This window comes from Kitasatospora azatica KCTC 9699 (assembly GCF_000744785.1).
GTDB classification, from domain to species: Bacteria; Actinomycetota; Actinomycetes; order Streptomycetales; family Streptomycetaceae; genus Kitasatospora; species Kitasatospora azatica.
Genome location: NZ_JQMO01000001.1, coordinates 96,153 through 107,804, shown reverse-complemented (window position 1 = coordinate 107,804; position 11,652 = coordinate 96,153). Strand labels below are relative to the sequence as shown.

Genomic DNA, 11,652 nt, shown 5'->3' with positions numbered 1-11,652 from the left:
TTGGGGAGCAGTGACGCGATCCCCTTCCCCGGCCAACGCACACCCTGAGCAGCCGCCGCGCAGGACGACTCGTCGCGTTCCGCACAGGGCGCGCAGGCGGCGCCTCAGGGCTCGCGGCGAATAGTTCGCAACCAAAGTGATTCCGCCGGACCGCCGGTTTGTGTACGTGCTTCCGGGCGCTCTTACCCAGGCGGGCGCTTCGCACTGATCCTGATGATCGGCCAAGGTCGCCGCTGAACCGTGGCCTCGGCCTCCCACGCCAGCTTGTTCCTATGAGAGGAAACTTGTGGCCATCGGAATTCGCCTGCCGCGCGGCTTCGCCGTCCTGGGCGCCGCCCTGCTCGCGCCGCCCGCCGCCGTTCCGCTGACGGCGTCCAGCGCCGCGGCGGCGTCCCCCATCTGCCTGAGCGGCAAGCTCCAGTACGACTACCAGTCGGCCGAAGCCGGCACGGGCAAGCCCACGATGACCAAGCCGGTCCGCAACGCGAACGTCCAGCTGTGGGGCAGGGAGAAGTCCACCGACACCCCGCACCAGCTCACCGCCGACTACCAGTACACCGGCGTCAACGACGGCGGCTTCAACCTCTGCTACACGCCCACCTCCACCACGTCGATGAGCAGCATCTGGGTGCGGTCCCGCACCGAGAGCACCAAGCTGTGGAAGGTCAGCGACACCACCGGCACCCCCTACACCCTGGACTCGCCGACCCTGACCAACGTCGCCGCCAGCACCTCCGTCGGCACCCTCAAACCGTCCGCCGACACCGCGCGGGCCTGGCACGCCTTCGATACCGTCAACCTCCTGTGGTGGTACCGCAACAACCCCACCAGCGACTGCTGGTCCACCCACGAGCCGAACAGCAACGCCTGCACCGAGCTCAACGTCCAGTGGAGCGCCAACTCGGCCGACGGTCCGTACTACGACCTGGCGGGCACCGTCCACCTGTCCGCCGCCGACCCCGACTCCGAGCACACCGTGCTCCACGAGTCCGGCCACTTCCTCATGCACCGCCTGTACAACGGACGGTGGCCGGCCATCACCAACTGCAGCCCGCACTACATCAACCTGGCCAGCTCCGGCACCTGCGCCTGGGCGGAAGGCTTCGCCGACTCCACCGCCGCCTACCTCCTCGGGGACCACCGCTACGTGTGGCCCAACGGCAGCAGCTACAGCTTCACCTACACCACCGGCTGGAACACCGGGGACCAGGTCCAAGGCAACGTGGACGGCTCACTGCTCGACCTGTGGAACAACCTCGACGACGGCTGGAACAGCACCATCAACGTGATGGCCGCGCAGACGCCCTCCACCTTCGCCGAGTACTTCAAGACCGACCGGCCCACGGCCAACCCCCCGCTCGCCACCACCGCAACCGCGCTCACCTACCTGGCCGCCCACGCCATCAACTACGGCCCCACCATCGTGGGCGACGGCCGGACCCACGCCCTCTCCAACAGCGGTGGGATGGCCCTGGAACGTGCCGACCAGTGCGGCACCTCCGGCAGCTCCCCCGCCATCCTCAACACCTACGACCCCACGCGCGCCAAGCAGCAGTGGACGCTGCGGGCGTATCCGAACGGCACCGCGAAGCTCATCGACGGCTGCCCGGACGCCCTGGTGCTGACCGCGCCCACCACCGCCGGCGGCCAGGCCACCCTACGGGCCGTCAACTCCTCCAACCCCTACCAGGACTGGCAGGTCACCCAGAACGCCAGCGGCACCCTGACGATCACCAACCCGGCGACCGGATACTCCCTCGACAGCGCCGCCGTCACCCTCGGCGCCGCCGTCACCGCCAACCCGGCCGCCAACGCCAACACCCAGAACTGGGCCGCCCTCACCTGACAGCCCGCAGCGCGCCGGCGCTCCCGCAGCCCCCGGCCGCGGGAGCGCCCCACCCACCAGCACACGAGCCTGTCCACAGGCGCGCCGCGCGCTGGATCACTGCTGGACCCGTCCATCACGCACGAAAAGGCGCGCGGCCGCGCGGTGCGGTGCGCGCGGCGGCGCGGTGCGGTGCGCGCGGCGGCGCGGTGCGGTGCGCGCGGCGGCGCGGTGCGGTGCGCACGGCGGCGCGGTGCGGTGCGCACGGCGGCGCGGTGCGGTGCGCACGGCCGCGCGGTGCGGTGCGCACGGCCGCGCGGTGCGGTGCGCACGGCGGCCCTACCGGGCCAGGCGCTGACCGAGCGCCACGCGCAGCAGGGCGAGCGCGTCGGCGGCACTCGCGCAGCGCGGTTCCTGGACGCCCGGGTTGGTCGGCCAGGTGGGGCTCCACATCTACGAAGACCCAGCCGGTCAGAGGCAGCTGCGGCGCACCCCGGGGCGGGCTGCCGGAACCTGGTCGGCGCCGCGCGGGCGGCCAGAAGCTGGTCGTGCCGGTCCATTCACGCTGTACACAGACCGGTCACCAGTAGCAGCCAGGGCCTCCTGGCGCTCGTCACTGCGCCGGTCGACGTGCGCAACCTCGAACCTGCGCGCAGTGGTCTGGCGTGTCCAGAGAAGCATGATCGAGGCGGCCAAGGTGAGCAGCGCGGCCCCGCCCCATAGCGTCGGTACCAGGCCGGCGACGAAGTCGGATCCGCTGCGGTAACTCCCGCAGACGGAGAACACGGTGGAGCCGACGGCGACTCCGAGGACGCCTCCGGTCTCCCGTAGGGCGCTGTTCACGCCGGCTGCGGGGCCCTGCTGGGCCGGGCCTGCGCGGGTCATCAGTAGGTGGGCGGAGGGGGTGAAGAAGAGGGCCATGCCGATTCCGCCAGCGAGCAGTCCTGGGACCTGGGTGGGGTAGGCGACGTCGGGTACGGCGGTCGTGGCGAGCCAGGCCAGGCCGAGGGCGCTGAGTCCCAGTCCTGTGGCTGTCAGGGCCCTGGCGTGGCGGTCGGCCCATCGGCCGGCCAGCGGGGCCACCAGCAGTGGCATGGCTGTCCACGGCAGCATGTGCAGCCCGGCCTGCAGCGGAGTTTGTCCCTGCACGGTCTGGAGGAACTGGGCGAGTAGGAAGACCGCGCCGAAAACTCCGGCGTGCAGGAGGAAGCCGGCCGAGTTGAGGGCGGTGAAGTACCGGTCGCGTAGCAGGGCGGGATCCAGGAGCGGGGCTTGGGCGCGATGCTGCCAGGCGAGGAAGCAGCCCAGCAGGGCGGTGCCGGCTGTGGCGACGGCGATGCGCAGTGGGGTGTTGCCATCGCCCAGGCCGGTTCCCGTCACCGCCAGGAGGATGCCGAGCAGGCCGAGGCCGGCCAGGGCGGTCCCGAGCAGGTCGAGTCGGGCGTGCGTGCCCCGGCTCTCGCGCAGCCGCCCTCTGGCGAGTGGCAGCAGCGCGCAGCCGATCGGGACGTTCAGCCAGAAGATCCCACGCCACGACCCGCACGCCATGACCGCTCCACCGACCAGCGGGCCGAGCGCTACGGCCACCCCGATTACCGCGCCCCACAGGCCCAGGGCGAGCCCGCGCCGTCGCTCTGAGACGGCGTCGGTCAGCAGGGTCAGGCTCAGCGGCTGAATCAGGGCCGCGCCCGTGCCTTGCACGACACGGGACACCAGCAGCGGCCTGACCCCCGGTGCCAGGGCCGCGAGAGTCGAGCCGGCGGTGAACAAGGCCAGCCCGGCGGTGAAGACTCGCCGGCGACCGTAGCGCTCGCCGAGGACCGCGGCCGGCAGCGGGAGCACGGCCAGGGTGAGTGTGAAGGCGTTGACCAGCCAGCCCAGCTCATGGGCATCGAGTCGCAGGTCGGTGCGAAGGACCGGCAGGGCAGCGGTGACGATGAGGTGGTCGAGGCCGCATACGAATCCGGCGATCGCGGTGATGATGCAGGTCCACCGGGCAGTTCGTGGGCTTCGTGCGCCGTCCTGGCAAGCCGCGCCTCGAACTGCCCTCACCGGACGGCGGCCTGCGCGGCCGGGTTATGAACCGGCGGTGCTGCGGGTCGGGAGGCCGACTGCCAGGGGACGCAGCGGACGGAAAGCTCGCCGGTTGGGCTGGTCCGCGGGAAGAACGATGCTCCCGGTCGGCGGTGGATCTCTCGCATCGCCTCCGGCACGCTCAGGTCGTAGGCGTGGTCGCCGAGGTAGCCGGGCTCGCTCGGCGGGCCGGAGGGGCAGGGGGAAGAGGATGTCCGGTATCGGTGGGCGTGGCCTGCCGTCAGGATCGCGGGCAGGGCGCGGTTCTGATAGAGGCGGTAGCCGTCCGGTGAGGGGTGGAAGCCATCCGGGCAGTAGAGCGCTCGCGGGTGGCTGCGGAACTCCGGTGCTGTCAGCGACACCACCGCCGCCCCGGCCCGCAGTGCGGCGGCGGTCTGCAGACTCGCGAGCCGCTTGGACCTCCGTCGGCCCAGCGGGCGGGCCCAGCGGCGTACCGCTCGCGCCGCTGATACGTCAGGGCAGGAGGTGACCACCACCTGCCAGCCGCCGGCCCGCAGGCGCTCGACATGGCCGGCGAGCCGGGCCGCGGTGCGGCGCAGGCTCACCGGGAGAAACACGTCGTTGCCGCCGATCTGGACGATCGCCACTCCCGGCTCCTGCGCCGCCACCGTGCGAATCTGGCGGCTCATCGAGGCGGTGGTGGCGCCGGCCCGGGCTTCCACCTGGACCTCGACCGGGCAGTCCAGGCCCGCTGCCAGTGCGTCGGCCAGGACGGCGGCGACGGTCTGCTCGACCCGGGTCACCCCGACCGTGACGGCGGAGGAGTCGCCGAGCACCGCCAGCCGAAGCGGTTCTCCGTGGGTTGGGCCGCGCAGCCCCTGCGGGTCGGGCACGCCCGAGCCGTCCCACAGGGGGTTGCGCAGCACGAGCCGGAACCCGGCGCGGGCGCCCGCGCGGCGTGCCCTGCGCGCTAAGCGGTCGCGCAGGGCACGCCGGGAAGCCGGGGACGGGGCATGGACGGGGGCATGGATGTCTCCTCTGATTGGCGCGGTGGATCGGTCCGACGAATTTCGGCGGTGCCGGACATGCGTCGTCCGCAAGCCGTCGGACCGGGCCGTAAGACGGTCGCGGTCCCTGCGTGTCGGACCGTGTTCGGCCTGATCGGGACGTGTGCGGCCCGTGGCTGAGCGGGCTGGCCGGAGGGCATCGGCGCTCGTGCGGTCGGTGTCAGCCGGTTCGGGCGGGGGCCGTGAGACGGGTACCGGAGGTGTCGAAGTCGAGGGTGGCTCCGAGCGGGTTCTCGTCGGCGTAGCGGTGGTCCGCGGTGTCGATGACGAGGGCGAGCCGGTGTCCGGGGCGGATGGTCCAGGCGGTGGCGGGTAGAACCACGTCCACTGGCAGCGGTCTCCCGGCGGGTTGGCCGTAGAAGGAGTAGGGCGTGTGGCTCAGCAACCGGGCCGTTCCCAGAGGGTCCACGTCGTACAGGTAGCTGACGAATGTGCCGTGGTCGGCGGAGCCGGTCACAGTGGTGTGCAGCCGCGGTGAGCCACGCAGTGCCCAAGGAGTGTCGAGCGGTCGGCTCTGCCACACGGCGGCCAGGGGCGGGACAAGCAGCGGGAGCACGGTGGTGGGCGGCAGGCCTACGGTGTCGAGGCGACCGGCAGCCGGGAAGAGACCGGAGTCGGCCGGCGAGTCGGCGCCGGCGACCAGGCGGACGGAGTCGGCGCCCGGGAGGGCAGGCTCGAGCTGTACCGCCCTGAGGGCGAGGTCGAGGGCGGCCCAGGTCGGGTAGCTCTCCAGCCGGTCGTCGTCGCGCGGGCGCATCAGGACGGGCCCCAGTGCCTGGGCGCCGTTGGGCCGGCCGCGCAGGAAGTGGTCCAGCCAGTCGGTGGCGTGCTCCCACACCCGGGCCTCGGGCTGGAGCAGGTCCGCTTCGCGGGCGCTGGAGTCACCGTGGCCGCCAGGACTCATCCACAGTTGGCGGGGGCCGGTCAGGGCGTCCAGGAAGTGGCCGCTCTGGCCCGCGGGGACCAGCGGGTCGCTCCATTCGCCTGCCATGAACACTGCGGTCTGATGGGCGTTCAGCTCCGGTACGAAGGAGGCCGGCGAGCGCTGCGTGGTCCAGTCGCGGACCGCCGCGATGTCCTCTCCTGAGCGGATCCGGGCCATGGCATCGCGCGTGGCCGGGCTCAAGCGGCCGTTGAGCCGGCCGATGACCTCCTGAAACGTCACCATCGTGCCGGCTGGGGTGTTGCCCGGATAGAAGGAACCCGCGAGGTCGGTCCACGGACACAGCGCAGCCACCGCCTTGATGCGGGCGTCGTGGGCGGCCGCGTTCAGGCTGAGCGCCGCGCCGTAGGAGGAGGAGAGCATCCCGATCCGGTCCGGGTCGGCGCGGGTGTGCGCCAACGCCCAGCTGATCACCTCGGAGGCGTCGGAGACGTCGGCGGGGCCGGTCATGTCGATCTCGCCACCCGAGCGCCGCAGCCCGCGCGGGTCGTAGGCGACCACCAGGTATCCGGCCCGCGCCAGCTCTCGGTGACGGTCGATGATGGTGTCCAGCGGCATGGCCCACCAGGCGCCGGGAATGACGAGCAGCGGGTGCGGTCCGGGCCCGGCGGGCTGGTACACGTCCACGGCGAGCGCGGTGCCGTCCGGGACGTGGACAGTGGTGCTGTAGGTACTCCCTCCACTCGCCTCGGCGCTGTCGACGGCCGGGAACGCAGTGGCGGCTTCAGCCGCCGCGACCGGCCCAAGGACGCCGCAGAGCGCCAGCATCGAGGCCAGCAGCACGCGCGGGGCCACCCGCCGGCCGACCGACGCGACGCGGTTGCCTGTCATCGGTTCACTGCGGGCTGACGGCGCAGCGCCTGCTCGATCACATCGGCGGCTCGGGCGGCGCCGCCGGCCTCCTGGACCTGACGGCGCATCGCGGCGACAGCGCGCGCGACGTCCGAGTCCGCGGCGACCTGCAGGACCGCCTCGCGCAGGGCCTGTGGCGTCGCCAGCTCCCGCGGCAGGTGCATCCCCAGAGACAGCTGCTCGATCTGGTGGGCGTTGGCCCGCTGCTCGGCCATCTGCGGCACCGCGACCAGCGGAACGCCGTACGCCAGGGCCTCCATCGTGCTTCCCATCCCGCCATGAGTCACGAACGCGCTCGCCTGGGCGAGGACGCTCAGCTGCGGCACGCTGGAATGGATCTCGATGCTGTCGGGAACCGGCCCGATCTCCCGGGGATCGACACCCGCTCCGACAGACATGACGACGTGCCAGGGCAGCTCCGCGAACGCCTGCACGCACGCACGGTAGAAAGACGGCCGGCGCGTGTACTGCGAGCCGAGCGAGACCAGCAGGACCGGAAGACCCGATGCCGGGGCCTGCCAATGCCCCTGGTACGAGCGGTCTCCGAGCGCCGGACCGACGAACGCGACCTTCTCGGCAGCCACGGTCTCCGCACGTCGCTGGAAGCTGCGCGGGAAGAACGCCACCGCCTCGCGGGGCGCGAGCGTGAGTTCGTGGACCGAGGCGGTGACGCCGTGGGAGGCCAGTGCGGCGGCAAGTTGCGCGTACCCCGGAATCTGCGCGATGTCCGCCACCCCGAGCAGCTCCTGGACGATCCCCTCGTAGGGCAGATGGGTGGGCGCCAGCTGAACGGCCGGCACCCGCCAGCGCGCGGCCAGCAACGGGCCGGCCCACGCGTACATGTCGTACAGCACGATCTCGGGATGGTCGTCGGCGAACGCCGCCGCCAGGTCGGGAAGCGCGACGACGGTCTGCATGACGGCCTGGGTGACCCCCGCCGCCAGGTCCTCCGGCGCCTCCTGGCCCGCAGCGGCGTCCTGGTAGACCACCGGGGTCGCCCCGACAGCCTTCACCTGCGCCGCGAACTCCTCCGTGACCGCATAACTCACGCGGTAGCCCCGTGCGACGAGCTCCGCCACCACAGCAAGCGTCGGGTTCACATGCCCGTGCTGCGGGACGTTGAACACCGCGACGTGCCCCCTGCCTCCCACGGCGGACCGGGATGCCGGGAAAGCGGCACGAGCGTGGGGAAGAACAGTCACGGTGGCTCCATCGGATAGACCATCACCGCCAAAGCGGGCGGGATCATTGCAGCGATCAACTGCCGTCCAGCAGCGAGGAACCGGCCGATACCGCCTAGTTCGCCCACACGAGGCCGGCGCCCCACGGTTGGTTGACAGACCACCGGACCACCCCCTGCCGCCGCGATGCCGACCGACCGTCGACACCGGCGAACTCACCCGCCAAAGAGGTACTCCTCCCGCCTACTCGACAGTGCGGTTCCCGAGGCGGCGATCTGACAGACTTCGATCTTGGTGTGGAGGTCCGGGCCGGGCCTCCACACCAAGCCACGGCGAACCTTGGCATCGGGGTGGAGGACGACTAGGTGCCCGTCGATTTAGGCGGTGCGCAGCCCAGCCTCGGCGAGGCAGGCTTTGGAGTTGGTGGGCGCCAATCGGGCCGCCGTTGCGGGAGGCGCAGGCGCTGACGCCGAGAGGACGCCGCAGGGCAGAAAGTGCTGGTCGGTGGGCTGCCAGCGGACCGCGACGGCCAGGTCGCGCGGTCCAGGTTGGAGTACCGCGCCGGGGCGGCCGTCCCCGGCCTAGACGACGTCGATGCCGGCGGCCGCGAGGGCGGCGTCCCACGGCGGCCGGTCGTCGTCGCCCGCGAGGGCCACGGTTCGGGTCGGGATCGGCGCGGTGGCGCGGGTCGTACGTCCGGCGACCCTACCCGGCCTTCCTGGCCCGCCCCTCCTCCTCCGCTCCCCCTCTCCGGCCGGTGGCGCCGCGAAGCGGGGCCGCCGGGCCGCGGACAACACCTCACGCCGTCGGCGCGCAGCTTCAGGTTGCCGGGATCTCGTCTCCGCTCCTGCCTGCGCGCCCACTCCCCTGCTCTCCTTCTCCTGCGACAGGCTCCGGTGCCCGGACTTCACCCGGCATCACAGCCGCAGGGGTCAGGGAGAAGTAGTCGGCCTCCGCCAACCTTGGACAAACGGGCCGTGAGCTGTACAAACGCCGCTTCCGGCAGCACCGCCTGACGCAACCTCAAGTAGCAACCCCGAGTAGCAACCGGCAGTAACAACCTCCAGAAGCAACCTCAGCGGGCAACCCGCGCCGGGCCGGGTCGGTGTGCCTGGACTCGTCGCTTCGTAGTTGGCCACTTTGCAGGCCAGCTGGGCCAACGCTTTTCCCAGCTTGTTGGCCAGTCTGAGCGGCCTGGTTGGCCACAGGTCAGAAGCGGATGAGTCCCCGGCCGAGCAGCACCGGCGGCCTTCGGCGCCGGCCCTGCCAGCACGGGCACCGTTTCGGACCGGCCCGAGACAATCGGGAGCCCGGGTCATTTCTCCAGGGCTGCCGCGATGCGGTCGAGGTCAGTGAGCAGCGCGGCCATGCGCTGTGGCGGGATCGCCTCCACCATGCGCTCTTCGATGGCGTAGACGGCGGCTTGGACCGCGGCCAGGCGTGTGTGGCCTTCCTCGGTGAGGTGGGCGGGCCGGGCTCGGCCGTGGTCGGCGGTGGCGGGGCGGGTGATCAGTCCCGCTTCCTGCAGGCCACGCAGGACGACGTTTCCGGACTGCCGGGTGACGAAGGTCGCGCGGGCGAGGTCGGCGTTGGACATGCCGGGGTGCAGGGCCAGGAGTTCGAGAGTGGCGTACTGCGGCACGGTCATTCCGTGCTCGCGCAGGACCTTGTCCATGGCGCTGCGCAGCGCGGCCTGGGCGCGTTTGAGCATGTAGCCCACGTGTTGGGTGACGTCTTTGGCGGGGTGCGGCGGCTCGGCCAACGGGCTCTCCATCATGTCAGCATTTTGACATAGGTTTCTCGGGATCCTAGTCTCCGCTATGTCAAAGTTCTGACATCAAGGATCGAGGGATACCCATGCCTGCCACCATCGACGGCCCCGACTTCGTCGCCCTGCAAGTGCGCGACGTGCAAGCAGCAGCGACCTTCTGCGAGCAGCACCTGGGCCTGCGCCGGGCCGCCGTCTCGCCGCCCCACGCGGTCGTGTTCGACACCAAGCCGACCCCGTTCGCCGTCCGCGAGCTCCTCCCGGGCGTCGACCTCGCCGACACCGCACGGCCCGGCCTGGGTGTGGTGCTCTGGTTCCGGACCGCGGACGCCCACCAGCTCCGCGACCGGCTCACCACCGCCGGAGTCAGGATCCTGACCCCCATGGCGGACAGCCCGTTCGGGCCGATGTTCTCCTTCGAGGGCCCCGAAGGCTACACACTCACCGCGCACGGAGGCTGACCGCAACCGCCCCTCTCCCTCACCCCCACCGGGTCCCGCGCAGCGGACCACCCGTCACACCTCGGCGCGCAGCACCAGGAAGTCGGCTTCGCCTCTCTGCTCCTGGTCTGCGCGCCTGCGCGGAGCACGGTCCATGTGCGGCTGTTGGAACCGGCTTCGACGGTGGCAGGCAGGTACGGATTGCCAAGAGCCCCGATCGGCTCAGGAGTCCTGGACGAGCAGCCTGCCCTGGGCGCCGTCCTCGGAGACGAAGGCGAACAACCTCGGCGACGAGCCGAGGTTGAGGTGGAACGGCGCCCAGTTCGAGTCGAGTTGCAGCAGCAGCCGCCAAGGGCCGCCGTCCGGCCACTCGTCGCCCTGGAAGAACAGCGGTGTTCCGCCGATCTTGTCGCCGTCGATCAGCTCGACGTGGTAGCGGTCCCGGTCGGCGGAGGGCAGGGCTTCGAGTTCCTCATCCGTCATGGGACCGGGCTCGTCGGCGGGGAGGAGATCGACGGTGAACTCCACCTGCGACCCGTCGACGCCGTACAGCCCGGGTCCGGTCGTCAGCGGGCGCACCGGGCCGGCACAGTCGCCGCCTGGCTGCACGATCACCGCGTTCTCGCCGCCGTCGGGGTCGACGACGTCGGGGTCGAAGAAGTCCTCTTCGTGATCGGCGTGGGTCACGAAGACGTAGGCCACCCTCCCGTGGCCGACCGCTCCGAGTACCGGGCCCAACTCGATCTGGCCGACGAACCGCATCGGCCGGTCCCATGCCGCGCTGATCGGCCACTGCGGGCCCGCCAACCACACGGGCTGGCCGCCGAACTTGGTGGTCGGCGTGGAGATCGGCCGGCCGGCCACGGAGAAGCCCGTGATGCGCAGTGTTCTCACCATGACCGGCATCATGCCAAGCGACAGCGACATCGCTGCCGTGTCCGAGGAGGACCGCCGGTCAAATCCGGCCCCCATTCGGCCCGGGGCGCTCGCGGAGCACTTCGCGAAGGCCGGCCTCGACATCCACGATGCCATCAAGATCATGAACGGCGGCATCGTGATGTGCCTGGAGCAGGACCTCGCGAAGGCCGCCTTCGACGTCCAGGAGATCGTGCAGGTCGTCGGCGACGGCCTGCAGGCCATCAGCGAAAGCCTGATCGTCATCTGCCGACGGCCGCTTCTCCGGCAGCTCGCGAAGACCCCTGAGCACTCTTTCCAAGAGCACCGTATCCGGCAGGCCGTCGCCCGGCGCGTGAAGGGCCACCAGGCCGGCCTCCACCAGGTCCGCGATGAGAATACGAGTCACACCGAGCGGCATGGAGAGCAGCGCCGACACTTCGGCCACCGACTTGGTCTCACGGCACAGGTCGTATACGCGCTGGTGCTCGGGGAGCAGCTTCGCGGGTGCAGAGCTCGCCGTGGTAATCACCAGTGCCTCGATGGCCAGCTGGTAGCGCGGGCGGGTACGCCCGCCGGTCATCGCGTACGGGCGGATCCACGGCGAGTCGTCCGTTTCGGTGGCTGCCTCGTCGTGGAACATGTGCT

Annotated in this window: 8 protein-coding genes and 1 pseudogene; 2 read left to right on the top strand and 7 right to left on the bottom strand. The window is 71.3% G+C overall.

Annotation, left to right across the window (positions count from 1 at the left end):
* Positions 1 to 286 precede the first annotated feature (286 nt).
* The gene (locus BR98_RS00505; protein ID WP_051969136.1) at positions 287 to 1,846 is read left to right on the top strand and encodes an RICIN domain-containing protein; all 1,560 of its coding nucleotides are present in this window, start codon (positions 287 to 289) and stop codon (positions 1,844 to 1,846) included.
* Positions 1,847 to 2,296: 450 nt separating this feature from the next.
* On the opposite strand, the gene BR98_RS00500 is transcribed toward BR98_RS00505, so the two are convergent.
* From BR98_RS00500 to BR98_RS00480, 5 genes are all read right to left on the bottom strand, one after another.
* Entirely contained in the window at positions 2,297 to 3,877 is a 1,581-nt protein-coding gene (locus BR98_RS00500; RefSeq protein ID WP_063774688.1) for an MFS transporter, read from the bottom strand.
* Positions 3,874 to 4,785 carry an SGNH/GDSL hydrolase family protein gene (locus tag BR98_RS00495; protein WP_051969135.1) on the bottom strand — a complete coding sequence of 304 codons (912 nt, stop codon included), beginning with the start codon at positions 4,783 to 4,785 and terminating at the stop codon, positions 3,874 to 3,876. The genes BR98_RS00500 and BR98_RS00495 overlap by 4 nt, the downstream gene beginning before the upstream one ends.
* 301 nt (positions 4,786 to 5,086) lie before the next feature.
* Positions 5,087 to 6,700: an alpha/beta fold hydrolase gene (locus BR98_RS00490; RefSeq protein WP_051969134.1), complete on the bottom strand. Its 1,614-nt coding sequence runs from the start codon at positions 6,698 to 6,700 to the stop codon at positions 5,087 to 5,089.
* Entirely contained in the window at positions 6,697 to 7,923 is a 1,227-nt protein-coding gene (locus tag BR98_RS00485) for a macrolide family glycosyltransferase (protein WP_407639400.1), read from the bottom strand. The genes BR98_RS00490 and BR98_RS00485 overlap by 4 nt, the downstream gene beginning before the upstream one ends.
* A gap of 1,294 nt (positions 7,924 to 9,217) precedes the next feature.
* A complete protein-coding gene (locus BR98_RS00480; RefSeq protein WP_035838695.1) occupies positions 9,218 to 9,679 on the bottom strand; it encodes a MarR family winged helix-turn-helix transcriptional regulator in 462 nt (153 codons plus the stop codon).
* 80 nt (positions 9,680 to 9,759) lie between these two features.
* On the opposite strand from BR98_RS00480, the gene BR98_RS00475 reads away from it, so the two are divergent.
* A complete protein-coding gene (locus tag BR98_RS00475) occupies positions 9,760 to 10,131 on the top strand; it encodes a VOC family protein (RefSeq protein ID WP_035838691.1) in 372 nt (123 codons plus the stop codon).
* Positions 10,132 to 10,332: 201 nt separating this feature from the next.
* Here the strand turns inward: BR98_RS00475 and BR98_RS00470 are convergent, their stop codons facing one another.
* The gene (locus tag BR98_RS00470) at positions 10,333 to 11,007 is read right to left on the bottom strand and encodes a YwqG family protein (RefSeq protein WP_157537203.1); all 675 of its coding nucleotides are present in this window, start codon (positions 11,005 to 11,007) and stop codon (positions 10,333 to 10,335) included.
* A 286-nt stretch (positions 11,008 to 11,293) separates the two neighbouring features.
* Positions 11,294 to 11,647 (bottom strand): annotated as a pseudogene (locus BR98_RS40725) (DUF742 domain-containing protein); the annotation flags it as partial.
* Positions 11,648 to 11,652 lie beyond the last annotated feature (5 nt).